Raw genomic sequence first — 26755 nt, forward strand, 5'->3', positions numbered from 1 at the left:
GTCCTTTCAGTGGGTGGTGATGTCGAGGGAGGCGAGCAGCTCGCGGACGCGGTTGCCGATCTCGTCGCGGATACCGCGGACGACCTCGAGGGGCTGGTGGTCGGGGTCGGTCAGTTCCCAGTTCTCGTAGCGGCGGCCGGGGTAGATGGGGCACGCGTCGCCGCAGCCCATCGTGACGATGACGTCGGCGGCGCGCAGGATCTCCTCGGTCCAGGGCTTGGGGAACTCCCCGGTGATGTCGATGCCGATCTCGTTCATCGCCTCGACCGCGACCGCGTTGATGTGGGTCCCCGGTTCCGATCCGCCCGACCAGGCGATCGCCTGGTCACCGGCGAGGTGGGTGAACCAGCCCAGCGCCATCTGGGAGCGCCCGGCGTTGTGGGTACACAGGAACAGCACGACCGGCTTGTCGGTGTCGAGCTTTCCCTCGACCTTGGCCAGGCGAGCAGACGCTGGCGGGCGAAGCGTTCGGCCAGCAGCGGCAGGTAGTTGACGACGGTGGCGCGGGCGGCGAACTCGTCGTAGCTGGTGGTGAGGAAGTGTTCGATGGTCTCGCGTCCGTAGGTGTCGGCGAAGGTCTCGTGTAGCCGGGTCGCGGCGGTGGTGAGCGCGTGGCGTTGGTCGATCGTCAATGTCGCACGATCAGCGTGGGTGGCGGGGCTGTCGGACATGCGTGCTCCCGGAGAGGGCTCGGTCAGTGAGTTGTCGGGTCGGAGGGACTGGTGGCGAGACGGTCCGCGGTGTGCGGAATCACCGCGTTGTCGGCGGCCGCGCTCGCCGAGCGGGGATACAGCACCACGATCAACGCCAGGCCCAGTGCCGCGCCGACGAATTGGGCGACGACGAATCCGGGGGCGGACGTGGGGGCGATGCCGGCGAACGTGTCGGAGAAAACGCGGCCGATGGTGACCGCGGGATTGGCGAAACTGGTGGAGCTGGTGAACCAGTAGGCCGCACCGATATACGCCGCGACCGCCGACGCGGACAGGGCCGCCCGGCCGCTGCGGGCCAATGCGAAGATCACCGCGATCAGTCCGGCGGTGGCGACGACCTCGCCGACCAGGTGGCCGGTGGTGATCCGGTCGTGGGTGGAGATCTGCCAGGCGCCCAGGTCGAACATGATGTTGGCCAGCACGGCGCCGCAGACCGCGCCGCCGATCTGCGCGATCGCGTAGGCGAGGGCATCGATGAAGTCCAGGCCGGTGCCGTGACGGCGTCCGAGCAGCCAATCCGCCAGGGACACCGCGGGATTGAAGTGCGCGCCGGACACCGGCCCGAAGACCAGGATCAGCACGCCGAGGCCGAAGACGGTCGCGGTGGAGTTGGCCAGCAACTGCACGGCGACATCGTCGGTGAGCTGCTGGGCGGCGATACCCGAGCCGACCACGACCGTGACCAGTGCTGCCGTGCCAACGAACTCGGCCAGGAGCCGACGTCGAATGTCGGTCACCGCGCGTCCGCCGGGACGGTCGTGACATCGAGCACCTGCGCCAGGGGAGCCAGTGCGCGCGGTTCGATCCGGTAGTAGACCCACGACCCACGCCGCTCGCTCGACAGGAGCCCGGCCTCGCGCAGCACCTTGAGATGGTGGGAGATGGTGGGCTGGCTCACCTCGAACCCGGCGGACAGCTCACACACGCAGGCTTCGCCGCCGCCGCGGCTGGCGACCAGGCTGAGCAACCGCAACCGCACCGGATCCGACAGCGCCTTGAACGTTGCCGCCAGTTCGGCGGCGGATTCGGCGGACAGCGGTTCCCGGGTCAGCGGGGTGACCTCACACGGGGAAGCGTCCTGCGGCTGACAGGACGAGAGCGGTTTCGACACGCATCGATATTGACGGTTGTCGAATCAGTCGACAAGCAAACAGTGGGTGAACGCACCCGGGGCGATCAGCAGGCCGATGGCTCGCAGGCGCCGGACGAACCGCCGTCCGAGGCGGCGCGACGTTCGAGCAGGACGGTGTCGCGCCAGATCCCGTCGAGGGTCGCGATGCGCTCGCGCACGCCGACCGTGCGGAATCCCGCCGAGTGGTGCAGGGCGATACTCGCCCGGTTCTCCGGGAAGATCGAGGTCTGCAGGGTCCACAGGCCGGCGGCGTCGGCGGCGATCACCTGCCGATGCAGGAGGGATTTCCCGACGCCGCGCCCGCGCGCGGCCTCGGCCACGTAGACGGAGTTCTCGGCCACGCCGGCGTAGCAGTCGCGGCCCGAGGTCGGTGCGAGTGCCGCCCACCCGACGATGTCGCCGCCGATCTCGGCGACCCAGCGGTGGTCGGGCAGCCAGGTGGAATCGAGGTGCTCGCGATCCGGCACCTCGGTGGCGAAGGTGGCGTTGCGGGTGGCGATGCCCTCGCCGTAGATGCGACGCACCGCCGCCCAGTCGGCGTCGGTCATCGCGCGCACCGACACGTCGGCGGGCAGATCGGTCGGGCAGCACGGCCGAGGGGTGAGAACGCCCATGACCGCGTCGGCGGCGTGGGGCAGGCCGGTGCAGCAGGCCGGATTGACGGTCACCACCGTCGACGTGCCGTTCTTGTGCACCCGGACGAACCCGACATCGGCGAGCTTGCGGACATGATGCGACACCGTCGGCTGCGAGATGCCCAGTGACTCGGTCAACTCGCCGACCGTGATCCCGGCGGGCCGGGTCGCGACCAGGTGCAGCAGCCGAACCCGCGTCGGTTCGGCCAGGCAGGCGAACCATTCCGCGTAGGTGGTCGCGTCGTCGACAGGCAGCACGTCGAGGCGACCCGCGGCGGAGTCGCGAACGGTGGGCATGTCCAGAGACGTCATGCAGCCGATTATATAGACGGCGATCGATGGTTGCATTCATCGACGTGTGTCGATACAGTCTGAAATTATTAGATCGATGAGTGTCGATGAATGGAGTCTGTGATGACCGAACTGCCTGTCGTCGTCGTAGGGGCCGGCCCCATCGGGCTGGCCGCAGCAGCGGAACTGCGCGAACGCGGACTGAACCCGATCGTGTTCGAACGCGGTCCCGAGGCCGGCGCTGCCGTCGCGCAGTGGAACCACGTCCGTCTGTTCTCCCGATGGGCCGAACTCGTCGCCCCCGCGGCCCGCCGCCTCCTCGACAGCACCGACTGGACCGCCCCGGCCGACGAGGATTACCCCACCGGCCAGGACTGGGCCCGCGACTACCTGGCGCCACTCGCCGACGCGCTCGGCGACGCGGTCCACTACGGCACCGAAGTCGTCGGCGTCGCCCGCCGCGGCCGCGACCGCGTCGTGGACTCCGGACGCGACACCGAACCGCTGTCGGTACACCTGCGCCGCACCGACGGATCCGAAGACCGGGTCCTGGCCCGCGCGGTCATCGATGCCTCCGGCACCTGGACATCACCGAACCCCCTGGGCGGTGAAGGACTTCCCGCACTGGGCGAACGCGGCCACGCCGCCATCACCTACCGTGTGCCCGACCTCGAATCCGACGCCGACCTGGCCCGCTATCGCGGTAAGCACACCGTGATAGCCGGGAGCGGACACTCGGCCCTGACCGCGATCGTGGCGCTGTCCCGCCTGGCGAACGAACCCGGCACCCGACTGACCTGGGTCCTGCGCCGCGGCCAGACCGATGCCACCTTCGGCGGCGGCGAAGCCGACGAACTGCCCGCGCGTGGCGCCCTCGGCCTGCGCGCGAAGAAGGCCGTCGAAGACGGACTGCTCACCGTGGTCACCGGATTCCGCACCGCCGCGGTCGACACCGGCGACGATGACCGCACGGCCCTCGTCGCCGACGACGGGCGCCGCATCGACGGAATCGACAATGTCATCGCGCTCACCGGATTCCGCCCCGACCTGTCGTGGCTGTCGGAGATCCGCCTGGAACTCGACCCCGTCCTGCAAGCCCCGGTGGGTCTGGCGCCGCTGATCGATCCGAACGTGCACTCCTGTGGCACCGTCTACCCGCACGGTGTCGCCGAACTGTCCCATCCCGAAACCGGCGTGTATCTGGTCGGCATGAAGAGCTACGGCCGCGCGCCGACGTTCCTGGCGATGACCGGCTACGAACAGGTCCGTTCCGTCGCCGCCGAACTCGCCGGTGACCACGAATCCGCCGCCCGGGTCGAGCTGACCCTGCCCGACACCGGTGTCTGCGGCGGCGCCGGAGTGTTCGACGACCCGAACGGTGCGAGCTCCGGTGGCTGCTGCGCGCCCGCCGCGCCCGAGGTCCTGACGCTCACGGTTCCCGCGCGCTGACCCGCCCGATGTCGTCCACCGTGACGGCCACGCAGACCGGACCGGCGTCGCCCGGTGCCGGTCTGCGGCGGCGCGTGCTGATCACGTTGTGCCTCACCGAGATCACCAGCTGGGGCATCCTCTACTACGCCTTTCCCGTGCTGTCGGTCTCGATCTCGGCCGACACCGGATGGTCACTGCCGATGCTCACCGCGGCGTTCTCGCTGGGCCAGCTCGCCGCGGCCGTGACCGGTATCCCGGTCGGGCGCGTCCTGGATCGCGTCGGGCCCCGAGCCGTGATGTCCGCGGGCTCGATCCTGGCGGTGCCCGCGCTGGTGGTAGTGGCTCTCGCCCCGAATCCGCTGGTGTTCTTCCTTGGCTGGCTCGCGGCCGGGGTCGCGATGGGCGCGGTGCTGTACCCGCCCGCCTTCGCGGCGCTGACCCGCTGGTTCGGCGCCGACCACGTCAAAGCCCTGATGATCCTGACCCTCGCCGGTGGTCTGGCCAGCACGGTCTTCGCCCCCCTGACCGCCGCGCTGGTCCAGCGCACCGATTGGCGCGCGACCTATCTCGCCCTCACGGTCGTGCTGGTGGTCGTCACCGTGCCCGGCCATCTGTTCGGGCTGGCGGGTCCCTGGCCGGCGGCACCGCCGCCGGCGACCCAGCACGACGACGACCATCGGGCGATCGCTCGCAGCCCCGCCTTCCTGGCGTTGGTGGTGTCCCTGAGCCTGGGCGCGTTCGCGGCGTTCGCCGGTGTGTTCAACCTGGTCCCGCTGCTCATCGAGCGCGGATTCTCCCCGTCGCTGGCCGCGCTGACCCTGGGGCTCGGCGGCGCGGGGCAGGTGCTGGGCCGGCTCGGTTACCTGCCGCTGATGACGCGCACCACGCCCGGCGCCCGCATCGTCGGCGCGTTCGCGACCACCGCGCTCGCCACGGCGCTGCTGGGTTGGGTGACAACGGTATTCGCGCTCGTCGCGGTATCGATCGGTGCCGGTGTGATCCGCGGGATCATGACCCTGGTGCAAGCCACCGCGATCACCGACCGCTGGGGCGCGACCCACTACGGCCGCCTCAACGGCCTGCTGTCGGCGCCCGTGGTGATCGTGATGGCGACCGCGCCGTTCGCCGGAACCGCTCTGATGAGCTGGACCGGCACCTGGTCGCGCACCTACCTCGTCCTCGCCGCGATCGCCGCCGTCGCCGCCGTGATCTCCACCGCGACCATGCCACGCAAACCCGTCCTCGCCGATCGCGATGGGTGACCGGAATCAGCACTTGCATCCGGTACCCGGGTACAGGCTTACCGTGGATTCATGACGATCTCACCAGGTCAGGGGCACTGGGTGCCATCCGCGTGCACCCTGCCCACCGCCGAGCAACCGATCCGGGTGGCCGAGTTCGACCGGTTCTTCGCAGAGTCGGTGCACAGCTCGAACCGGACCGACCCGACGCGGCTGGAGCTGGTTCTGGACGTCGGCGCCGAAGCCGTCGCCCGGGATCTCGCCGCGGCCGCCGGTGTGAACGCGCAAACCCTGCGCTACTACGAACGCCGCGGATTGCCGGCCGAACCGGACCGCTCCCTGGGCGGGCACCGCCTGTACCCGGAGCAGGCCGTCACCGCAGCGAAATCCCCACTTGCCCGGTCCCGTTCGACGACGGCATGGGCCATCGCGGCATCGAACGGTGCGGTCGCGCCGTGAACCAGGCATTTAGGCTCAGCCGATGACCGTGGTGCGTTCGATCCTGCTGTTCGTCCTGGCCGCGCTCGCCGAGATCGGCGGCGCCTGGCTGGTCTGGCAGGGCGTTCGCGAACACCGCGGCTGGGCCTGGATCGGTGCCGGTGTGGTCGCCCTCGGCATCTACGGATTCGTCGCGACACTGCAGCCCGACGCCAATTTCGGCCGTATCCTCGCCGCCTACGGCGGAGTCTTCGTGGCCGGATCACTGCTGTGGGGGATGGCGCTCGACGGATTCCGCCCCGACCGATGGGACGTCATCGGCGCGATGATCTGCCTGATCGGCGTCGCGGTCATCATGTACGCCCCGCGCCCCGCTTGAATATTCAATGACTTGATCCGCAGTCGGAACCGGCATAGCGCGACACCGAGACAAAGGCGTTTGCGGATTGGTATCCCGCTGTCAATGTGAAATAGATCATAAAAGTTGCCATTAAGACGGTAGGGCTATTACTAATAGCTCGGTCGACATTCGATTGGTCCGGGTTGGGGGGCACAACGTCGAGAGGGATTACTCAATGTTCATGCGCTCAACTCGCCTCTTTCTTCTCGGTGCACTGCCGGTGGTTGTGGCGGTCACCTTCGCCGGTAACGGTGTCGCGTCGGCGGACGCCTTCGCCGACCAGCAGGCTCAGCCGGCCATCGCGACGGCCATCCCGGGTGGCGGCGTCGAGACCGCCATCGCCGAGTTCTCGTTCGGAACCGCGACCCCGGTGAGCGCGGAGATTTCGCACGACACTGGGCTTTCCGGCGACAGCGCTGTCTCGGAGGCGATCGATCCCGAGGTCGCTCCCGTCGTTTCGGACGTGATCGATACCCAGCTGCACGAGGTGGCGACCAATCCCACCGCCGAGAACTCCGACCCGGTGGTCAACGGCGCTCTCGCCGGTGCCGGTATCGGTGCGCTCGCCACCCTGGTCAATTGCCTCCCGTCCGTGGTCCTGCTGGGCGTCGGCTACCCGATCTGCCTCATCCTCGGCACGATCCCCCATGCGATCGTCGGTGCCATCATCGGTGGCGTCGTCGGCCACGTGAACCCCGAGGCCGTTCCCCAGGTCCTGCCCTGAGCGATCGGGCAGGCAGATAGCTGCCCCCGGCTCGCGGACTCCCGGTGCCGCTGCGGTGAAAACTGCAGTCTCGCCGGGAGTCTCGCTGTTTCGGGGCCCGAGCGCATTCGACGTCGTCGTGCGCGGCTTCGTCGGCAAGGGCCCGTGGGCGCGTTCCTGGAGGGCGACGTGATGGAACTCCGGATGTGGCAGGCGGAATCGCGGAGCCTTCTCGAGAGTTGTTGCCTCACAGTGCCTGATTGTTGATCGTGTGAGTACGAAACGATCGAAGTTTCCAGGCCCGGGTCCCAGGCGGACTAGCGTCGCGCTGGTGGCAGAACAAGATCGAGCTCATGTGGTTCGGGTTGTCCGCGCGGTTCAGCGGATGAACCTGACGATCGACAACCGGTTCGCTCTCATCGAGCCGGATCCGGCCGGGGTCGAGCTAGCGACAGTGGACGAGGATGAGGGGCCTGTCGAGTTCGATCTGTTCGCCGTGAAGCTGTCCAGCGGTGAGATTCACCGCGACCTCACGGACTTGGAAGCGCTCGACCTCGCGAGATGGTGGTGTTCGCTGCACAGCTGATTGTCGGGCGTTCGGCAGGATTCTTCGGCCCGTGCACTTCTCCGCCATCGAATTCGTCCGACCTCCGCCCGATCGAGGTTGGCCAGGCAGTGGCCTTCGACGTAGTTCAGGGGCCGCAAGGTCCGACCTGCTCGGCGAAGGCGCCCAAGGGGATGCCGGGCCAGGACGCGCTCTACCGCTGCGGAATCCGAAGATGAACCACGTCATCAATGCTTGGGTACGGCCCGGCACATCCACACGGTGCGTCGGATCGGAAAATCAGGCCATGGTTTCGCCACCGTCGACGGTGATGATCTGTCCGGTGACGTAGTTGTTGGCCATCAGGAACAGTGCGGTGGCGGCGGCCTCCTCGGCAGTGCCGAACCGACCGAGCGGCCATGCCGCTCCCGCGGCGGCGACGCGCTCCTCGGTATCCATCAGCGGGGCCGACCGAAGCAGTGGGGTATCGACGCGACCGAAGCGGATGGTGTTGACGCGCACTCGCGCCGGAGCGAGTTCCACGCCGACGGACCGCGTGAGTGCCTCCACGGCGCCGGCTGCGGCCAGCCCGGCCGATGCGCCGGGGAATGGACGAACCACGACGGTGCCCGAGCTGAAGGTCAGCGAGCCACCGGCGGGGAGTCTGCCCGCGGCCATCCGGGCGGCGGCGTAGGCCGCGGGAACGCGGGAGTCGAAGGTCGCGCGCAGGACATCGGTCGGGATGTCGGTCAACGGACCCATGCCGCCTGCCCCGCCCACGGTGACGAACAGATGGTCGACGCTTCCGGCGCGGTCGAACGCTTCGGCCAGGACCTTCTCGTCTCCGCCGTCACCGGCGACGCCCAGCACGGCTTCCTCGCCCGGATTCTCGCCGCGCAGTCGAGAGATCGCGGCCGCGAGTCGCTCGCGGTCGCGTCCGATCAGCACCACACGGGCGCCGACCGAACGCAACAGGCCGGCGGCGGCGAGCCCGATGCCCGAGGTTCCGCCCGCGATGACGACGGTGTCACCGGCCAACGCGCTGGGCAGCGGCAAACGAACGGGGATGGGAGCGACAGTGCTCATGGGGAGACCCTTCTGGTGAGATAGACCAGCTGGCCGAGCCGGTCGGGCGACTGTTCGACCTGTGCCGGGAACACCCGCGGAGATCGCGGCCGCTGCTGTGGGAAGCCCTCGATGCGGGCAAGGAACTCGACGGGAGTGCAGGGACCGCAGGTCAGCTCGCGCGGATGAGAATCTTCGACGCGGATCCGGCGCGCAGGAGATGGAACGCGTCGACGATGTCGTCGATCTCGCATTCCTGGACCCATCCGGTGGTGTCGTAGACGCCGTCGGCCATCGCCGCGATGACCGAGCGGAACTCCTCCGGCTGATAACCGACCGACCCGACGATCTCCTTCTGCGCCATCATGAGATCCGTGGGCTGCAACGCCATCGGGTGCTCGTGCAGCGCCAGGACCACGAGGCGGCCGTTGGGCGCGAGGTGGGCCACCCCGGACTCGATCGCCGGTCCGACTCCGGCGGCGTCGAACACCGCGTCGAGCCCCTCGCCGTCGGTGACAGCGGCCACCGCGGCCGCGAGGTCTTCGGTCACCGGGTCGACGACCCTCGCGCCCAGCGCGGCGATGGTCGCGCGCCGTTGCGCGTTGGGCTCGGACACGAGTACTCGATCGACCCCGCGCGCCGCGAGCGCGAACCAGGCGCCGATACCGATCGGACCGGCTCCGGCCACGAGCGCGGCTCCGCCGGGCCGCACACCGCCGCGTTCGACGCCGTGCCAGCTCACCGACATCGGCTCGACGAGGGCACCGGTGCGCAGGTCCACCTTCTCGGGCAACGGGTGGAATTGCCTCGCGTCCACCGTGACATAGCGCGAGAGACCGCCGCCGACAGCGTTCGCGCCGAGCGATCCCATCAGCGCGCAGGTCATCGGAACTCCACGACGGCACGCGGAACACTTTCCGCAGGTGGCGACGACGGGAAAGACGGCGCCACGATCGCCGACCGCGATATCGGCGACTCCGTCGCCTACTTCGACGACGGTGCCACTGAATTCGTGGCCGAGAATCTGCGGGAGTTTGGCGCCGGTCAGCGGATGCGGCGTCGTCAGGTCGTAGGGAATGGACTCGGGCGCGAAGTAGAAGTGCAGGTCGGACCCGCAGATACCGGCGTAGGCGTTCTCGAGTTTCACCTGTCCGGGTCCGGTCACGGGCTCCGGCACCTCCTCGACTCGGAGGTCTTCCTTGCCGTGGAGAACTGCTGCCTTCATGCGTTCCTCATTCTGCGCTTGTGGGCCTACGCGGGACCGTCGAATTCCGCTGCCGGAGAAGGACGATGCCGCTGATGGGCACCGGTCGGTATTCCCATCCTGGCCCCCGGTGCGGGTGCGCACCATCCGCCGAGCGCGGCGGAAAATGAGCGATTTTCCCGCCATTCGCACGCCATGCGCGGTAAGTCCGAGCGGCAGCCGAATCAGTAGTCGCCGAGACGGCGAAGGAATTCCGCGGCGATGTAGCGCATGCGGCCCGCGGTCGTGCGCACGTCATACCCGAGGAGCTGGGTCAGACTCTCGTGCTTGGCCTGCAGCGTCGAATGGTGCATGGCGAGTTCGACCGCGGCGCTGCGGAGACTGGGGAGATCACAGAGCACCCGGAGCACCTCCGCCGAGCGAGCATCGAGGTGGACGAGCGCGGTCACGTCTCCGTGTGGCGACGCCGCATCGTGGTCACGGGCCAGGATGATCATGGCCCCGAGATCGGTGGCGTCGACGACGGGTGTCGAGGGGTTGGTGAGCCGGTGGGCGATGACCGCTCCATCCCACGATTCCGGAGCGTGGTCGGCCCGAACCCACATCCCCAGGCCCGCGGGTCCGGGTGGTTCGATCCGTCCGCTCAGGTCCAGACTCGCTTGCAGAATTCCGTATCGAGTGGGAACGGCCGCCGAGATGCCCGCCGGCGCCACGCCCACGTCGGTGGCGATGAGCCTGATCCGGGTACTCGGATCGATGTGGAGGCGGGCCAGCCCGGGCGCTCGTTCGTCGACCGATCGCGCCTGATCGATGATGAGGGCGAGCCCGGCGGCCCGGTCGCTCCACGCACCGAGCAGCCCGACCGCGAAGGCCAACCGCTCGAGGATCATCTCGTCGTTGGCATGGGCGGCGTCGTCGCGCTCGAGCCACACACGCCCGCCCTCGATCGACCGCTCCGGCCTCCTCGGCCCCTCGTCGTCGCCGGAAACGTTCCGCCCAGCCGGGTCGAATCGCGAGATCCGCCCGTTGCGCACCGCGCCGGCCACGGTTCCGGCGAGGACGGCCGCGCCGCGCAGCAGCACGTCGAGCCCGACCCTGCTGGAGACGAGAGCATCGAAGTACCGGACGACCTCGAGGGGTTCGCTCACATCCGAGGACAGCTTTCCCACGAGTGCGTTCCTCCCTGCGTAGGTGATCGAGCGTATGCCGTGTGAATCGCGCGCCGTATTCTCTTCGGAGATGATACGCGCAGGGCTGGAATCCGCGGTCGAAATCGAGTCGAGAAATGGCAATGGGCTCCGGCCTCGGGTGATGCGAATGAATCGCTTATTATCGCATTCCTACTTTCCTGATAGTACCCGCCAAACGTGGCACAAATATGTCGATATTCCGGCCGTTCGCGCGTCTGGGGCGCGGCATTGACAAACTCGATATGGCCTTCCTACGATTCGATAGAGCGGCCTGACCGGCATCAAGTGGTCCCCGCCGAGGTCTCCCGAACTGGACGTGGGTAATTAGCCGCATGATTCTGCTTCGGGCTTTCGAGAACAGGTGCAATCATCATGGGTGAACTCACTTTCGAACAAATGGAAAACATCTTGCTCGCGCACGAGAAGGCCGAGCTGGAGATGGATATCGAAGCGACGATGGCCACCGTGTCCCCGAACGGCCGCTGGGAGTTTCCCAGCGACGGGTTGGTGGCGATCGGGCTCGACGCGATTCGCGAGCACTACCGGCGGATGCTGCCCGGTGCGCAGCAGTGGAATATCGCGGCCGAGAAGCGAGTGCACGCGGGCGGGCCGAACTCGCTGGTCCGCGAGGCGTGGGTGTCATGGAACACGCCCGAGGGCAGTCGGCTCAAAGGGCTGTACCTGGTGGTGATGACCTTCGATCCCGAGACGGAACTGATCTCGGCTGAGCGGCTCTACACCGACGCCAACTACGCGAAGTTCATGGAGCGTCAGCTCGATGTCGAAACATACAGGGAATTCCCAGGTGTGCAGACCATCGAATCGGTCGCGCCGGTCATCGACACCCACGACGCCTTCGAGATGGCCGAGTCGCGCGGAATGACCATCGACGGAAAATACGGCCGGAAATAGCCGGACGCCGGGCTCGACAGCGGGCCTGTGCAGACGAACAAGAGGTATCTGATGACGACAACATCGACGTTGTCTGGAGCGATTTCGCGCCGCTGGCGACAGCTCCCGAGCACAGCACTCTATTACGCGATAAAGCTCGCACCGATAGACCTGGGCGACCCGGCGTATTTCGCCAGGATGATCGAAAAGGATCGTGCGGCGGGGCCACAACGGCCATCCCGCCGGGGCCTGGCCAAACTCGATTTCCGGGAAGGGATCGAAGCGGGACTGCGCACGTTCCGTGCCAGGCGAAAGGGTGCCCCGGAAACACCGCTGCGGCTACTCTTCCTGCACGGCGGCGCCTTCATCATGGATCTGCAGACGATCCAATGGAATATCCCGATCGGCCTGCTCGAACGCGTCGACGCCGAGGTGGTGGCGCCGATCTATCCGCTCGGCCCCGAAGCGGACTGGGCGGAGACGACCACCGCGATCCAGCGGCACTACCTCGCCCTCGCCGAAGCCCACGGCGCGGAGAACATCATCGTCTTCGGCGACTCCGCGGGCGCCTCCTTGACGCTGCTGCTCGCACAGGCGCTGCGCGATGCCGGACTTCCCCAGCCGAAGGCCCTGGTGCTCTTCTCTCCGGCGCTCGACCTCACCGGCGAGGACCCTGGCCAGAAAGCCCTGGCACGTCGCGATCCCATGCTTTCCCTTGGCCTGTTCGGCGAAGTCCGGTCGCGATGGCTCAAAGGGCTCCCGCCGCGAGACCCGCGCGTCAGTGCGTTGTTCGCCTCCCACGCCGACCTGCCTCCGACCATGGTCTTCAGCGGGGATCGCGAAATCCTGGGCTCCGACGCGCTGCGGTTGAAGGCAGCCAATCCAGCAATCGATCACCGGCACTACCCGGGCATGGTGCACGTCTGGCCCAATTTCCCCATCCCCGAGGCTCGTCAGGCTCTCGACGAAGCCGCATCCTTCATCCGCCTGCACAGCAACGAATCGACTCTCAGGAAGCCGAACCCCACATGATCTCGATAGACCGAGAAATCGCCGCTACTCTCGCGGAATACGGCGCGGCCGACGCATGCGCCGCCGACCTGCTGTGCGACCGGCATCCGGCGGACGCCATCGCGTTCCGCATCGTCGAGCCGGACTTGCAGATCAGCGAGCTCACCTACGGCGAGCTATCCGAACGATCCAGGCGATTCGCGACCGGCCTGGCTCACCTCGGTGTGCGCCGCGGCGACACCGTCGGTGTCCTGATGGGCAAGTCGGCGGAGCTGCCGGTCGTTCTGCTCGCGATCTGGCGGCTCGGCGCCGTGCACGTACCGCTGTTCACCGCATTCGCCGGGTCCGCCGTCGCGGCGCGGCTCGGCGGCGCCGACGCGAAATTCGTGGTGACCGATGCCGATCAGGCCGACAAGCTCGCCGCGGACACCGAACTGCGCGTCGTGCAGGTCGGTGGCCAGGCACCCACCCGGCCGAACTGGCACGCGTTCGACGATCTGCTCGCCGCGATCGGCAGCGCCGACGAACCCGAGCCGGTGCGCATCGGCGCCGACGGCACGCTCGTGCTGCTGTACACCAGCGGAACGACCGGCGCGCCGAAGGGCGTCCCGGTCACTGTCCGCGCGCTCGCGTCGATGCAGCGCTACCTGATCGACGCGTTGGACGTGCGGGCGTCCGACGTGTACTGGAACGCCGCCGACCCCGGATGGGCCTACGGCCTCTACTTGGCCATCATCGCCCCACTCGCGATGGGCCGGACCAGCATCCTGCTGCACGCCGGTTTCTCGGCGGAGCTCACCTGGCGAGTCCTCGACGAGTTGGAGGTCACCAACTTCGCGGGTGCGCCGACGATCTATCGCGCGATGCGGGCCGAGCCCGGCCCCGCTGTCCGGCTGCGCTGCGCGTCCTCGGCGGGCGAGCCGCTCCCCGCGACAGTCGTCGACTGGTCGCGTGAGGCACTCGGTGTCGAGGTGCGCGACCACTACGGGCAGACCGAACTCGGCATGGTGATCGCGAACGCGTGGCGCGCGGAGATCCGCGAGCCCATCCTCGCCGGGTCGATGGGTCGAGCGCTTCCCGGCTGGTCGTGTGTGGTACTCGCCGACGACGCGGACGTCGTCGCGCCGCACGGCACCATAGGTCGTCTTGCCCTCGACACGACCAGCCCACTGATGTGGTTTCGCGAATACAAGGACGCCCCGGACAAGACCGCCGAGCGATACAGCGCGGATGGCCGCTGGTATTTCACCGGCGACACCGCCAAGCAGGACGAGAGCGGGCGCGTGTATTTCTCCGCTCGCGACGACGACGTGATCATCATGGCCGGCTACCGCATCGGCCCCGCCGATGTGGAGAACGTCCTGGCCACCCACGACGCCGTCACAGAGGCCGCGGTCGTCGCCGCGCCGGACGAGCTCCGCGGCGAGGTACTGGAGGCGTACGTCGTTCTGCGGGCAGGCGGGCAAGGCTCGCCCGAACTCGTCACAGAACTCCAGCAGCGAGTCAAACAACAATTCGCCGCGCACGCCTATCCCCGCAGGGTTCATTTCGTGGATGATCTACCGAAGACTCCGAGCGGCAAACTCCAGCGCTACAAGCTTCGAACCGATCGACGATAGCGGCCGAACCACCGACACCGTGGGAGATGACCACACCGCAGATCGTGCGCACGTCCATCGACATCAACCTGACCACTTGGTGAATCTTGTTTACGCAGTTCAGGGCACTGCTGGTGCGCACCAATCATGTACGACCGCGCCGGTGTTCAGTCGGCGGGAACTGTCGTCGAGGACTGCTCGGATCTGGTCGGTGCTTCGGCTTTGATCATTGTGATCAGATGCTGTCGGAGTTGCGGCCAGTGAGCTTGCCGCGCGGTGGCCGGGTCGCTGGAGGTGAAGGTTCTCATCAGTAGGCCGCAGATGGCGTCCAGGGCGGTATCCGCCCACTCCGGGAACCTCGTTGGTTCGGATCGTGGTGGCGCGGGGTTACGTGGCCGAAGGCCGTCCTGCACGGATTGCCAGTGGCACGCCAGCGCTGGGTCGGTTCGGGCCGCGATCGTCACTTCGATCATCGCTGAGCAGATCCCGTCCTGATGAGTCGACCACAGCCGATCGAGCTGCTGGGAAATCGACAGCTCACCGTCGGCGGAGGCAGCGATCAGATCCGCTGACCACCTGTCTGTCAGATAGGTGGCGGCCGCGATGACGAGTTCGCCCGCCGACGGGTAGTGGTGGTCGAGCGCGCCGCGGGTGACTCCGGCGCGCTGGGCGATCGAAGGCATCGAGGTGCTTGCGTAGCCGAATTCGGACCAGCAGTCGATTGTCGCCTCCAGTAGTCGCTCCTTCGTCCGCGCGCTGCGCTGTGCTTGCGTACGCGGCGATCGCGTCGAGTAACTGCTTGTCATTCCTGAAACCTGCTCAGTTCGGCTGCCGCTGATCGCCGCGAACGGCGGGAACGGGCAGCAGCACCAGGGCCGCGGGCGCGCCGGCGGGAACGGCGGGCCGCTTCGGCGCGACCGGCGCGATCGAGGCGTACCCGAGGCTCTGGTCCGGGCGTGGATCGATCTCGCCCTTGTTCGGCCAGAACGCGGCGGCGCGCTCGTGCGCCTGCCCGTCGAGCTTGTCCGCGAGATCGGGGTCGCCGCGTCCGATGGCCGAGTGCGCGGTGTTGTAATCCGCGACCGCGAGTGGCCGAATCCATCCGGTTCCTCGAGCTTGTGGCGGGTCGGGTCGGCCAACGACCGATCCGGCCAACGCGTGTTCCGTCTGCACATGCGCGGCGATGGGCGGTCTCCGCGGCGAACCCGGCCTGCCTATCGGGCGTTGACAGCTTGCAACCGAAGTAATGCTGCATTATGTGTAGCTACATTGGTTGTACTATTCTCGCGGCGCTGCCCGCTGGGTAACCGTTGTCGGCGCGGAAAGGTGGTAGGGATCGTGGCCGAACGGCAGGGCCGGGCAGCGTATGCCCCGCGAATGGCTCCTGAGCAGCGTCGGGAGCAGTTGCTCGACGCGGTTCTGAGGGTCATCGTCCGGCAGGGTGTACACAAGGTGTCCATCGACACTGTCGCCAAAGAGGCCGGCGTGAGTCGTCCCGTGGTCTACGGCCTTTTCGACGACTCCGACCAGCTGCTGCTGGCCTGCCTCGATCGCGAGGAGGCCGGGGCGGTGGCGCAGATGGCCACGGTGGTCCAGCTGTCGCCACGGGACGACGACGATCCCGCGCGTGCCTTGGCGGACAGTCTCGGCCGCTTCCTCGATGTGGTGCAGGCGGCCCCTGATCGCTGGCGGGCGGCGTTCCAGCTCGCCGATTCCAGCACCCCCGCCTTCCGTCGACGTCTCGAGCGCGGACGCCAGGTGTTCACCGAGGCTCTGGCCGCCTATGTGCGCGCGTCGGTGACATCCGGCAGACTCGCCTCGACCGACGTCGAGCTCACGGCCCGGCTCATCCACGCGCTGTTCTGGGAAGCGGGCCGACTCGTGCTGGCCGAACCCGATGCCTTTCCGCCGCAACGCATTCGCGACTACGTCGCTCGGCTCCTCCCTGCCCTACCCACATTTCGTAGTCCTTCGGAAGCCTGACGAAGTCCGCCGTCGTCGACGGGGCCCTTCGTCGATTCGGCCGTCGGCTGTTCGCCGAGATTTCGCGGGTTGTCGACGTGGTCGGCGATCGTTGTGTGAGCGAACATGACAATGCGCTGGTGAAAGAAGGCTTCCGGCTCTGTCAGCAGTGTGCGGCAGGCTTCCCACAGCAGTGTGTATACGACGTGTGCGGTGATCTCGATGTCCACGACCCCCGGGGTGAGTGTCCTTCGGAGGCTGAAGGATGAACAGTGAGGGTAGTAGCTCGGCCAGCACCGCCCTGTGTTCTCGTTCCAGTGAGGCGGTCAGCATGTCGTCGGTGGTGGCGAAGGCGCGGTAGATGACGGGGCGGCTGACGCCCACTGCACGTGCCACCCTGTTCATGGTCACCCAGTGCGCGCCCTGTTCGACGACGATGCGGAGCACGGCGTCCAGGATCTGTTCCCGGCGATCCGCCGGTGTCTTACGCGCAGCGTAGCGCCTTCTTTGCCGTTGCCGCGGTGCGCTGTCCAAGTGACTTCTCCTCGTGAATCGTCCCGAGTGTCATGGGCGATTCGATGTCCCTCGCTTGACACCGGACCACCGGATGGCAAATACTACACTCACTGTAGCTACTATCACTGTAGCTTTTGATGGGAGGTCGCAATGACGCGCCGATACTGCATCATCGGAGCGGGATACACCGGTCTGGCCGTGGCGAAGGCATATACCGATCTCGGCTTGGACTACGACCACATCGAGGCGACCGCCGCGATCGGTGGCAACTGGTCGCACGGTGTGTACGACTCCACCCACCTGATCAGCGCCAAAGCGGTCACCGAGTATCCCGACTACCCGATGCCCGAGGACTATCCGGACTTTCCCAGCGCCGCACAGATGCGCGACTACCTGAATTCCTTCGCCGCCGAGTTCGGACTCGACCGGCGCATCGAGTTCGACACCGAAGTGACCGATGTCGCGCCGCTCGACGACACCGGCCTGGCGGGCTGGCGGGTCGAATTCGCGAATGGGCAGGTGCGCGAGTACGCCGGCGTCGTCGTCGCCAACGGGCACTACTGGGACGTCAACATCCCGACCTACCCGGGCGAATTCACCGGCAAGCAGCTCCACTCCAAGCACTACAAGCGCCCCGCCGATCTCGACGGCACGCGGATCCTGGTCGTCGGCGCCGGCAACTCCGGTTGCGATCTGGCAGTGGAAGCCGCACTGAATTTCGGCACGTCGGAGATCTCCCTGCGCCGCAGCTACTGGTTCATTCCCAAATATGTGCTCGGCGTACCGAGCAGCAAATTCGACATCGGGTCCGTTCCGGTGCCGAAACTACTGCAAGAGACTGTCTTTCGGGCGATCGTCGCACTCGGGATGGGCAGCTATCACCAGTTCGGGCTGGAGAAGCCGAAACACCGCATCTTCGACCAGGATCTGGTGGTCAACCAGCAGTTGCCCTACTTCCTCAAGCACGGCCGGATCGCGGTCCGCCCCGAGATCGCGCGCTTCGACGGGCACACCGTGCACTTCACCGACGGCACCAGCGGCGAATACGACACCATCGTCTGGGCGACCGGGTTCAAGACCACCTTCCCGTTCCTGCGCGATGGGCTGCTCACCTGGGAGAACGGTCAGCCACGGCTGGTGTCGCACACCTTCGCGCCCGGCCTGGCCAACCTCTCCTTCGCCGGACTGGTCGCGCCGCGCTCCGGCGCGGGCATGTTGCTGATGAACAGCTCCCGACTGCTCGCCGAGGCCGCGCTGCTGCAACAGCGCATCCGCACCCCGCTCGGCGATCTGTACTCGATCGTTTCCGAGCCTTCGGGTGAAATCCTCGCGGGCGGACCGGAATTGCGCTGGGAAGTGCTGCGCGGCCGATGGCTGGTGCGCAGGCTGACCCAGCTGTCCACGTTGCAGTCTCTGCTGTTGGGCGACCCCGCCACGACAGCGCCGGACACGGCGAGCACCGCACCCGGGCCGGTTGCGTCGCGCAGCCTGCCCCGCATCGTGCTGAGCCCGGTCCGCGCCGTCGGCCGCCGGATCGCCTGACCGCAACTACCAACCCAGGAGACCTCTCCATGCCCCCGAAGAACCACGCACCCCACACCGTCGCCATCGGCAGCCCCTTGACTCTGCCGTGCGGGGTCACCCTGCCCAACCGCATCGCCAAGGCCGCCATGAGCGAACAACTCGGCGAGATCAACGGCGCCCCCAGTCAGACCCTCACCCGGCTCTACAGCGCCTGGGGCCGCGGCGGTGCCGGTCTGCTGATCACCGGCAACGTCATGATCGACCGCCGCGCCTACGTCGAGCCGCGCAATGTGACGCTGGAAGACGATCGCCACCTCGAGGCCGTCGGCAACTGGGCGCGCGCGGGATCGCGCGAGGGTTCGGTCATGGTCATGCAGATCAACCATCCCGGCCGGGTCGCGATCGGCCCGCTGAATCGGCTACCGGTGGGCCCGTCGGCGCTGCGTCCGGGGACGATCGGCTACAACCTGCGCAAGCCGCGCGCGTTGACGCTCGATGACATCGCCGACCTGCGACGCCGCTTCGTACGCACCGCGGAGCTGGCCGTCGAGGCCGGTTTCGCCGGCGTGCAGGTACACGCCGCACACGGATACCTGCTCTCGCAGTTCCTCTCGCCGATCGCCAACCAGCGCACCGACCGATACGGCGGCAGCCCGGAGAATCGCCGTCGCCTGCTGCTCGAGGTCGTCGCCGACGTGCGTGCGGCCATCGGGCCACAGGCGCTGCTCTCGGTGAAGCTCAACTCCGCCGACTTCCAGAGCGGGGGACTGGACGAACGCGAATCGCTCGATATCGCGCTGGCCCTCGATCAGATCGGGATCGACCTGCTGGAGGTCTCCGGCGGCAACTACGAGGCCCCCGCCATGACCGGTGTCGTGCAGGACAGCACTCGTGCGCGAGAGGCGTACTTCCTGCGCTACGCGCAGAATCTACGCGCCGAATCGGCGATGCCGCTCATGCTCACCGGCGGAATCCGGACCCTCGACTTCATGAACGACGTGCTGGACCAGGGCGCGGTCGATGTGATCGGACTCGGCCGTCCGTTCGCGGTGCGCCCCGAGATCGCGGCACAACTGCTGGCCGGCACGCAGGAGCCGCTGACGCTGCCCACGGCACCGCGCATCCCGATCAAGGGCGCGACACCGATCAACTCCTACCTCCAACTCGCCTGGCACGCAGCGAACTTCCGTCGCATCGCGGCCGGCGAGCGACAGGTGAGCGGACCGGGCGCGCTCCGGACGCTGGCCGTCGCCGGGACCACCGTGACCGTCCGCGCGCTCACCCAATTCTGATCACCGAGGAGTTACTCATGAGCTTGCCCACTCCCACCCCCGCCCTGCGGGCCGTCGTCACCGGAGCCTCCTCCGGCATCGGCGAGGCACTCGCCGACGGCCTGGCCCGTCGCGGATACTCGTTGATCCTGGTGGCACGACGCGAAGACCGGCTGCGCGAGTCCGCCGACCGGCTCGCCGGCCGCCACGGCATCGAAGCAGAGGTCCGCGCAGTCGACCTGTCCGACCGCGACGAGCGCGCGAAACTGTGCGACGAACTAGCCTCGCGCGAGATCGCCGTGCTGTGCAACAACGCCGGTTTCGCCACCTACGGCACACTCGCGACCGCGAACCCGGCCCGGGAACGCCAACAGGTGGAACTGAACACCGTCGCCGTCCACGACCTCACGCTGGCCGTGCTGCCCGGCATGCTCGCGCGGGGCGCGGGCGCGATCCTGATCACCGGATCCACCGCGGGCAACCAGCCCGGCCCGAACAACGCCACCTACGCGGCCACCAAGGCCTTCGCCAACACCTTCGCCGAATCGCTGCACGGTGAACTGGCAGGCACCGGCGTGCAGTGCACCCTGCTCGCGCCGGGCCCGGTGCGGACCGAATACGCCGAAGTCGCCGAGGTTCCGAACCTGGACCGGTTGGTACCGGGACCGCTGTGGGTCAGCGCCGAACAGGCCGCGAGCGACGCGATCGCGGGCATGGCAGGTGGCCGCCGCCGCGTGGTCCCCGGCATCTTCGCCAAAGTACAGACCGTCGGCGGCCAGTACACCCCGCGCGGGTTGGTCGGCCCGATCCTGCGCACCGTCTACCGAAAGGTCAAGTGACATGGGTTGGGAACCTGCCGACCGCACCGATGGGCGCTCTCTCGGGGCGGATGTGCGGCGCGCACTGGCGATCGGTGATCCACGCCGCAGCCTCTATCGCGACGCCCACTACTTCAGCGCCACCGTAGAAATCGAGCCCGATGCGATGAGCCGTTGGCTCCCCGCCGGGGTGCGGTTGGCCGAACCGGCACGCGCGGATCTGTTCACCGCGTGCTTCCCGGACAACAACTTCGAATCACCGGGATACCACGAGGCGGGGTTGTTCGTGCACATCAAGACCGTGCAGGGCACCGGAATCCACTGCCCGTGGATGATTCTCGACGACGATGTCGCCTTGATCATCGGACGTGAACTGCTCGGCTATCCGAAGAAGCTCGGCGAGGTCGACTGGACCGCCACCGACACCGAGATCCGTGCCGAGGCGTCGCGCCGTGGCGAGAAGCTGCTCACGATGGGTGGCAAGCTCGGCGCGGTCATCGCCGATCCACCGCCGATCCTGGCCCGCCCCCACCGCAACGTCGTCGGCCTCGCCGGCCTGTTCCCCGCCTTCCTGGTCGGCTTCACGCCCCGCGAGCGCGTGATCGAGGTACGGCAGATCGAGGACTTCACCCTGGAACTGCACGGCTCCGAACGCGATCCGCTCGACCAGATGGGGATCGGGCGGGTGATCGAGGCACGGCTGCACCGCGTCGACCTGCTCGGCGTGTGGGTGCCACCGATACCGCTGCGACCGCTCACCCCGCTGTTCACCGCCACCCGGATGCGGCCCCGAGTCCTATGAGTATCGCCGATCGACTCGTCACCGAGCCGCTCGCCATCCCGCGACCGGCTGTCACCGCATCGTTTCCCCGGATCGATACCTTCGACAAGGCGCTCACCGCGCCAGGTGGTTTCGGTCCACGACTGCGCGCATGCCGAACGGCGGCACTGGATTTCCGTCACGAGTTCGCCGCGACCGGCCGCCCGGACTCGGTCCGAACCCACGATCTGATCTCGCTGCCCTACCCGACTCGCTACGGTCTGTTCCGCGCCGCGATCAGCCCCACGCCGTTCGTCACGATCAGCAACCGCTTGCTGATCGTGCGCTGGACCGAAACCGACGGCACCCCGCGCACTTTGCTCTTCGAGCCGAGTGATCACGAACTCGACTCCTACACACCCTATTTCGACGACATGAAACGCATGGCCCCCGGACCGTTGCGTGGGCTGTTCGTCCACGAGCACACCGATGTGCTGACCGCCTGCCACCGTGCGGGGGTGGATCCGGCCGAGGTCGACTACCTCGCTTTCGACCACCTGCACACCCAGGACGTGCGGCGCTGGCTGGGCACCACCCGGCCGCAGCCCGATATCAGCCCGAACAGTCCGGTGGCAGCGGCATTTCCGAATGCCAAGCTGCTGGCCCAGCGTGACGAACTCGAGGCCATGGCCGACCTGCATCCCTTCCAACGGCCCTGGTACCAGCCGCGCACCTTCGTCGACCTGCCGCCCGAGAAGATCCTGCCGCTGGACGGCAGCGTCCTGCTCGGCCCCGGCGTCGCGTTGATCACCACGCCCGGCCACGCGATGGGCAACCAGTCCCTGGTACTCAATACCGACACCGGTATCTGGGCGATCAGCGAGAATGCCATCGCCACCGAATGCCTCACCCCGGACAGGTCGCGGATCCCCGGCCTGGCGAACGCGGCGAAATCCTGGGGACACGAGGTGGTGCTGAACGTCAACACCATCGAGACCACCTACGAGCAGTACAACTCGCTGATCATCGAGAAGACCATTGTCGATGTATCCCAGCAGGATTCGCGCTTCCTCCAGTTCTTCCCGTCCAGTGAGCTGACCGGCGCGCTGCTCAATCCCGGAACCTCACCCACCTTCACCCACCGCGCCATCCGGCACGGATGACCGTCGCGGCGACATGATGACCACCCCACCCCCGATCGACCCCGGACTTTTCGCCCAGCTGCTCGATCCGGCACAACGCACCGACCCCTACCCGCTCTACGCCCGCGTTCGTGAACACGGTTCGCTCCGGCTGGGCGGGGCGGGGGTGGTGGTGCTGTCGTCGTACGAGAACTGCGCAACGGTATTGCGCCACAAGGCGAGCAGCGTCGAACGCCACCACGCCGCGATTCCCCTGGGGCCCACGCCCCTGCACGATCTCGTGGGTGAGGCTGCCGGCGAACTCGTCGGCACCGCCCCGATGCTGTTTCGCGACAACCCAGACCACGCACGCCTGCGTGGCCTGGTAGCCAAAGCCTTCACCCCCGCCGTCGTACGCCGGATGGAGCCACGCATCACCGCCATCGCCGACGCTGCCCTTGATCGGGCGGCCGACCGCGGTCGACTCGACGTCGTCGCCGATCTGGCCGGTCCACTTCCCGTCACGGTGATCTGCGAACTACTCGGCGTTCCGCTCGATGACGAACCGCTGATCCGACGGTGGTCGACCCGGCTGACCCGCGCGCTCGACCCCGTCTCAGCCACGGCGACCCTCCACCGCCCCGAGCCTGCGGCGCTAGTTCGCGACAACAACGAGATGCACGACTACTTCGAACAACTCGCGCGTCACCGCCGCACCCGGCCGGGCGAGGACCTGTTGTCCGCGCTGATCGCCGCCGAGGAAACAGACGAGGCACTCGCCCACGACGAACTCATCGCCACGTGCGCTCTGCTGTTGATCGCGGGCCACGAAACCACGGTCAACCTCATCGCCAACACCGTTCTCGCCCTGCTACGACACCGCCTCCATCTCGGGATTCTGCGCGCCGCGCCGCCCTTCGCCGCCGCGGTGATCGAGGAAAGCCTGCGCTATGACCCGCCGGTCCAGCTGATTCCCCGGATCGCCCGCGACGACATTCACCTCCCGGATGTCACCATCGTGGCCGGCGACCTGATCGTCATGCTCATCGCCGCGGCGAACCGCGATCCCGCGGTCTTCACCGACCCCGACCGCTTCGACCCCGCCCGGGCAAATCGACATCTCGCCTTCGGCCTGGGCCAGCACTTCTGCCTCGGCGCCTCGCTGGCTCGCCTCGAAGCCACCGTCGCCGTCAGCCGCCTGGCCCGCCGGGTCATCGACCCCCGCCTGACCATGGACCCACCGCCCTACCGCGAGCACACCACCCTGCGCGGACCCGCGGCGATGCCGCTCACCTTCACTTCGATAGCTGCGGCCGAGGCATGACACCATGGCCGACACGAAGCGGGCAGGCGCCGTCTATCCCTGCCTCGACGCCAGCGCAACCCGGTACGCCGAGCACCCCGAGCAAGGATGGCCCGAAGTATCAAAATCCTGGCCACAAGTATCTCGGCCGTGCTCAGCGCGGCCACTACCGTTCACGGTCGTGCGAGATATGACTGCGACAGAGACAGTGTCGGCCGTGATCATCGGCGCGGGCTTCGCCGGCTTGGCGATGGCGCGCGAGTTCATCCGGACAGGAATCGAGGACTTCCTCGTTCTCGAGCAGGCGCGGTCGGTGGGCGGTGTGTGGCGGGAGAATTCGTACCCGGGCGCGGCCTGCGATGTGCCCTCGGCGTACTACTCCTTCGCCGACCGACCGAATCCGGCGTGGACGAGGCGTTACGCCGGACAGGCTCAGATCGTGGAATACCTCCGTGCGGCGGCCGATGAACCGGAAGTACGTGACCGTATCCGGTGTGGCGTCGAGGTCACGGCACTACGGTTCGACGAACAGTCCGGCCTTTGGACGGTCGAGACCGCCGACGGCACCGTCCTCACGGCCCGAACGGTGATCCCGGCGACGGGCCAGCTCTCGCGACCGGCGCTGCCCGAACTCCCGGGAATCGCCGGTTTCGCCGGCCCGTCGTTCCACTCGGCGCAGTGGCGCCACGATGTCGACCTCCGCGGAAAGCGCGTCGCCGTGATCGGCACCGGAGCCAGCGCCATCCAGTTCGTCCCACGTATTCAGCCGCAGGTCGCCGACCTCGTTGTGTTCCAGCGCTCGGCCCCTTACGTGCTGCCCAAACCCGATGGGGGCTATGGCGAGTTCCGGCGTGGGCTGTTCCGTCGGGCTCCGATCACCTTGCGCGCCGAACGTGGGCTGTGGTGGGGGCTGGGCGAACTGTGGACCTTCGGCATGCTGGGCAACCGGGCGGTGAGCGCGGCGGTGCGGGCGGCGGCACTGGGGCACCTACGGGCCCGCGTGCGCTCCGGGCGGTTGCGGGAGTCGTTGACCCCCGACTACGAGATCGGCTGCAAGCGGGTCCTGTTCTCCAACGACTACTACCCGGCCGTCTCGCAACCCAACGTCCGCGTCGTCACCGACCGGGTAGCGGAAGTGACGGCGACCGGCGTACGGACGGCCGACGGCATCGAACACCCCGCCGACGTGATCATCTACGGCACCGGATTCGCCACGCAACGATTCCTCGGGCCGATCGAGGTCTCCGGCCGAGAAGCGCTCGATCTCCATCAGGTGTGGTCCGAGGGCGCTCGTGCCTACCTGGGCATGACGGTGCCGAACTTCCCGAACCTGTTCCTCATGTACGGCCCCAACACCAATCTCGGGACCGGGTCCATCATTTTCATGCTCGAGCGCCAAGCCGAATACATCCGCCAGGCTGTGCGACACCTCCTCGACCGTCCAGGCATGAGCCTGGACGTGCGCCCCGACATCGAAGATCACTACGATCAAGAAATCCAGCAGCGCCTCACCACGACCGCGTGGGCGGCTTGCGCCAGCTGGTACCGGTCCGCGACCTCGGCACGAATCACCTCCAATTGGCCCGGCTTGGTCTCGGAGTACGCGCGGCGCACAAGGAGATTCGGCGCCGACGATTTCGTGGCAATCCCTACCCGGAACGACAGGCGAATCGGAAGTGGGCGGTGAACCTCTGACCGCTTCGAGACCCGCGAGCGCCGATCGACCCCGGACCAGGCCTTCTCGTATGCCAGTGCAGTTTCCCGCCGTGGTCACCGGGTCCGGATTCCGACGGTCGATGGCTTCCGTAGTTCTGATGACCCAGTTCGGTGTCGACCGGCGGATTCCCCTGGATCGGATTCTGGCCGGGTCCGACCTGACCGCCGCTGACCTGGCCGACTCCACCGCGCAGATCAGTGCCGAGCAGGAGATGCGGGTCGCCGCGAACATCGCGCGCGCCCTCGATGGGCACCCGCAGGTGGGCCTCGAACTCGGCCGCCGATATCGAATGTCGACCTTCGGCAGCTTCGGATTCGCATGCCTGTCCAGTCCGACCTTCGCCGACGCGGCGAGCGTCTTCCTGCGATATCTCGACCTCACCTTCACCTTCTGCATTCCCAAGGTCGAAGTCACCGCCGACGCGGTCGTGGCGAGCTTGGACGATTCGGGCATACCCGAGCCGGTCCGGCAGTTCCTGGTCGAGCGCGATGCGGCCGCCATTCTGACCGTGATCGAGGAAATCTTCCCCGGCCGGTTCCGGCCGCACCGGGTCGAACTGACTACGCCGACACCGGCTTCGACGCAGCCGTTCGAAGACGTGCTGCATGTCCGTCCGGTCTTCGCGCAACAGGCCAACCGCATCGTCTTCGATCCGAAACTGCTGACCGAGCCGCTCCCACAGGCCAATCCCCGAATCCTCGCCGAATGCGAGGCGCTGTGCCGGGAACTGGTCAACACCCGGCGCCAACGCAACGGGCTGTCGGCCCAGGTCCAGGTTGTGCTGACTCGGCTCGATCTGACAGCGACCGGCCAAGACGACGTCGCCCGTCAGCTCGGGTTGAGCAGCCGCACGCTGCGTCGCCGTCTTCGCGAGGAAGGCACCACCTTCCACAGCCTGCGCGACGAAGTGCGCGTGACCCTCGCCGAACAGATGCTGCGCAGCGGCGCGCTGTCGGTGGAGGACATCGCGATTCGGCTCGGTTACGCCGAAGCCGCCAGCTTCACTCATGCCTTCAAACGCTGGAAAGGCGTCACACCGACCGGATTCCAGGACGCCGAGAAGGGCTGGAGGCGTGCAACCGACCTAGCATGACCGCCTCGATGCTGTCACTAGACGGACTCGGTCGAGGTCGGGACAGTGGAGCACCCCGCCAGGCCATTGGCGAAGCCGCAAGGAGCGGCGGTCGACGTCATGGAAGGACCTGGCACGTTTGTCCTGTTGACCGATGTGTTCCCATGTTCGCTTGCCCTACCCACTTCACCAGGGCGAATGCGA

The 26755-nt window shown here is 67.5% G+C and carries 27 protein-coding genes and 1 pseudogene; 18 read left to right on the forward strand and 10 right to left on the reverse strand.

Going from position 1 to position 26755, the window contains the following annotated elements; all coding sequences use genetic code 11:
- Positions 1–6: 6 nt before the first annotated feature.
- The 4 genes and pseudogenes from ACFVW6_RS13665 to ACFVW6_RS13680 form a co-directional block, all read right to left on the reverse strand.
- Positions 7–671, reverse strand: a pseudogene (locus tag ACFVW6_RS13665) (arsenate reductase ArsC).
- Between the two features lie 23 nt (positions 672–694).
- Positions 695–1450 (reverse strand): aquaporin, encoded by a 756-nt coding sequence (locus tag ACFVW6_RS13670; protein ID WP_378827933.1) that lies wholly within the window; start codon positions 1448–1450, stop codon positions 695–697.
- On the reverse strand, positions 1447–1824 hold the full coding sequence (locus ACFVW6_RS13675) for an ArsR/SmtB family transcription factor (protein WP_378827931.1): 378 nt from the start codon (positions 1822–1824) through the stop codon (positions 1447–1449). The genes ACFVW6_RS13670 and ACFVW6_RS13675 overlap by 4 nt, the downstream gene beginning before the upstream one ends.
- A gap of 65 nt (positions 1825–1889) precedes the next feature.
- Complete coding sequence (locus ACFVW6_RS13680) at positions 1890–2792, reverse strand: helix-turn-helix domain-containing GNAT family N-acetyltransferase (RefSeq protein ID WP_378827929.1); 903 nt, start codon at positions 2790–2792, stop codon at positions 1890–1892.
- Positions 2793–2894: 102 nt separating this feature from the next.
- Here ACFVW6_RS13680 and ACFVW6_RS13685 point away from each other — a divergent pair, with 102 nt between their 5' ends.
- The 6 genes from ACFVW6_RS13685 (at position 2895) to ACFVW6_RS13710 (ending at position 7570) form a co-directional block, all read left to right on the forward strand.
- Positions 2895–4220 carry an FAD-dependent oxidoreductase gene (locus tag ACFVW6_RS13685; protein ID WP_378827927.1) on the forward strand — a complete coding sequence of 442 codons (1326 nt, stop codon included), beginning with the start codon at positions 2895–2897 and terminating at the stop codon, positions 4218–4220.
- Between the two features lie 8 nt (positions 4221–4228).
- Positions 4229–5464, forward strand: a complete 1236-nt coding sequence (locus ACFVW6_RS13690) for an MFS transporter (protein WP_378827925.1) — start codon at positions 4229–4231, stop codon at positions 5462–5464.
- A gap of 126 nt (positions 5465–5590) precedes the next feature.
- On the forward strand, positions 5591–5902 hold the full coding sequence (locus ACFVW6_RS13695) for a MerR family DNA-binding transcriptional regulator (RefSeq protein WP_378827923.1): 312 nt from the start codon (positions 5591–5593) through the stop codon (positions 5900–5902).
- A 22-nt stretch (positions 5903–5924) separates the two neighbouring features.
- Positions 5925–6260, forward strand: coding sequence for a YnfA family protein (locus ACFVW6_RS13700; RefSeq protein WP_357348271.1), 336 nt, complete (start codon positions 5925–5927; stop codon positions 6258–6260).
- Between the two features lie 241 nt (positions 6261–6501).
- Positions 6502–7005 carry a hypothetical protein gene (locus ACFVW6_RS13705; RefSeq protein WP_378827921.1) on the forward strand — a complete coding sequence of 168 codons (504 nt, stop codon included), beginning with the start codon at positions 6502–6504 and terminating at the stop codon, positions 7003–7005.
- A 310-nt stretch (positions 7006–7315) separates the two neighbouring features.
- Positions 7316–7570 (forward strand): hypothetical protein, encoded by a 255-nt coding sequence (locus tag ACFVW6_RS13710; protein WP_378827919.1) that lies wholly within the window; start codon positions 7316–7318, stop codon positions 7568–7570.
- Positions 7571–7828: 258 nt separating this feature from the next.
- Here the strand turns inward: ACFVW6_RS13710 and ACFVW6_RS13715 are convergent, their stop codons facing one another.
- The 3 genes from ACFVW6_RS13715 to ACFVW6_RS13725 form a co-directional block, all read right to left on the reverse strand.
- Positions 7829–8614: an SDR family oxidoreductase gene (locus ACFVW6_RS13715; RefSeq protein WP_378827917.1), complete on the reverse strand. Its 786-nt coding sequence runs from the start codon at positions 8612–8614 to the stop codon at positions 7829–7831.
- 151 nt (positions 8615–8765) lie between these two features.
- On the reverse strand, positions 8766–9818 hold the full coding sequence (locus tag ACFVW6_RS13720) for an alcohol dehydrogenase catalytic domain-containing protein (RefSeq protein ID WP_378827915.1): 1053 nt from the start codon (positions 9816–9818) through the stop codon (positions 8766–8768).
- A 203-nt stretch (positions 9819–10021) separates the two neighbouring features.
- A complete protein-coding gene (locus tag ACFVW6_RS13725) occupies positions 10022–10945 on the reverse strand; it encodes a hypothetical protein (protein WP_387791702.1) in 924 nt (307 codons plus the stop codon).
- Positions 10946–11383: 438 nt separating this feature from the next.
- On the opposite strand from ACFVW6_RS13725, the gene ACFVW6_RS13730 reads away from it, so the two are divergent.
- Genes ACFVW6_RS13730 through ACFVW6_RS13740 form a run of 3 tightly spaced genes read left to right on the forward strand, consistent with a single transcriptional unit; the run spans position 11384 to position 14508 of the window.
- Positions 11384–11899, forward strand: a complete 516-nt coding sequence (locus tag ACFVW6_RS13730; RefSeq protein WP_378827910.1) for a nuclear transport factor 2 family protein — start codon at positions 11384–11386, stop codon at positions 11897–11899.
- A gap of 51 nt (positions 11900–11950) precedes the next feature.
- Complete coding sequence (locus ACFVW6_RS13735) at positions 11951–12910, forward strand: alpha/beta hydrolase (protein WP_378827908.1); 960 nt, start codon at positions 11951–11953, stop codon at positions 12908–12910.
- Positions 12907–14508 carry an AMP-binding protein gene (locus ACFVW6_RS13740; protein WP_378827906.1) on the forward strand — a complete coding sequence of 534 codons (1602 nt, stop codon included), beginning with the start codon at positions 12907–12909 and terminating at the stop codon, positions 14506–14508. Before ACFVW6_RS13735 ends, ACFVW6_RS13740 begins: the two co-directional genes overlap by 4 nt.
- 146 nt (positions 14509–14654) lie before the next feature.
- Here the strand turns inward: ACFVW6_RS13740 and ACFVW6_RS13745 are convergent, their stop codons facing one another.
- Together ACFVW6_RS13745 and ACFVW6_RS13750 are read right to left on the reverse strand one after the other, a co-directional pair.
- Complete coding sequence (locus ACFVW6_RS13745) at positions 14655–15293, reverse strand: TetR/AcrR family transcriptional regulator (RefSeq protein WP_378827904.1); 639 nt, start codon at positions 15291–15293, stop codon at positions 14655–14657.
- A 13-nt stretch (positions 15294–15306) separates the two neighbouring features.
- A complete protein-coding gene (locus ACFVW6_RS13750) occupies positions 15307–15660 on the reverse strand; it encodes a hypothetical protein (RefSeq protein WP_378827902.1) in 354 nt (117 codons plus the stop codon).
- 165 nt (positions 15661–15825) lie between these two features.
- Here ACFVW6_RS13750 and ACFVW6_RS13755 point away from each other — a divergent pair, with 165 nt between their 5' ends.
- A complete protein-coding gene (locus tag ACFVW6_RS13755; RefSeq protein ID WP_378827900.1) occupies positions 15826–16470 on the forward strand; it encodes a TetR/AcrR family transcriptional regulator in 645 nt (214 codons plus the stop codon).
- Here ACFVW6_RS13755 and ACFVW6_RS13760 read toward each other — a convergent pair.
- Positions 16438–16896 carry a TetR/AcrR family transcriptional regulator gene (locus tag ACFVW6_RS13760; protein WP_378828188.1) on the reverse strand — a complete coding sequence of 153 codons (459 nt, stop codon included), beginning with the start codon at positions 16894–16896 and terminating at the stop codon, positions 16438–16440. The two genes, ACFVW6_RS13755 and ACFVW6_RS13760, sit on opposite strands and share 33 nt — an antisense overlap.
- A 219-nt stretch (positions 16897–17115) precedes the next feature.
- Here ACFVW6_RS13760 and ACFVW6_RS13765 point away from each other — a divergent pair, with 219 nt between their 5' ends.
- From ACFVW6_RS13765 to ACFVW6_RS13800, 8 genes are all read left to right on the forward strand, one after another.
- Positions 17116–18507 (forward strand): flavin-containing monooxygenase, encoded by a 1392-nt coding sequence (locus ACFVW6_RS13765; RefSeq protein ID WP_378827898.1) that lies wholly within the window; start codon positions 17116–17118, stop codon positions 18505–18507.
- Between the two features lie 29 nt (positions 18508–18536).
- A complete protein-coding gene (locus ACFVW6_RS13770) occupies positions 18537–19781 on the forward strand; it encodes an NADH:flavin oxidoreductase/NADH oxidase family protein (RefSeq protein WP_378827896.1) in 1245 nt (414 codons plus the stop codon).
- 17 nt (positions 19782–19798) lie between these two features.
- Positions 19799–20599, forward strand: coding sequence for an SDR family NAD(P)-dependent oxidoreductase (locus ACFVW6_RS13775; RefSeq protein ID WP_378827894.1), 801 nt, complete (start codon positions 19799–19801; stop codon positions 20597–20599).
- A gap of 1 nt (position 20600) precedes the next feature.
- Complete coding sequence (locus ACFVW6_RS13780; RefSeq protein WP_378827892.1) at positions 20601–21380, forward strand: acetoacetate decarboxylase family protein; 780 nt, start codon at positions 20601–20603, stop codon at positions 21378–21380.
- Entirely contained in the window at positions 21377–22501 is a 1125-nt protein-coding gene (locus tag ACFVW6_RS13785) for a hypothetical protein (RefSeq protein WP_378827890.1), read from the forward strand. The genes ACFVW6_RS13780 and ACFVW6_RS13785 overlap by 4 nt, the downstream gene beginning before the upstream one ends.
- 16 nt (positions 22502–22517) lie before the next feature.
- Entirely contained in the window at positions 22518–23783 is a 1266-nt protein-coding gene (locus tag ACFVW6_RS13790; protein WP_378827888.1) for a cytochrome P450, read from the forward strand.
- A 4-nt stretch (positions 23784–23787) separates the two neighbouring features.
- The gene (locus ACFVW6_RS13795; protein WP_378827886.1) at positions 23788–25449 is read left to right on the forward strand and encodes a flavin-containing monooxygenase; all 1662 of its coding nucleotides are present in this window, start codon (positions 23788–23790) and stop codon (positions 25447–25449) included.
- Between the two features lie 79 nt (positions 25450–25528).
- A complete protein-coding gene (locus ACFVW6_RS13800) occupies positions 25529–26572 on the forward strand; it encodes an AraC family transcriptional regulator (RefSeq protein WP_378827884.1) in 1044 nt (347 codons plus the stop codon).
- The last annotated feature ends 183 nt before the right edge of the window (positions 26573–26755 follow it).

This window comes from Nocardia sp. NPDC058244 (assembly GCF_042882065.1).
In the GTDB taxonomy this organism is placed as follows: Bacteria; Actinomycetota; Actinomycetes; order Mycobacteriales; family Mycobacteriaceae; genus Nocardia.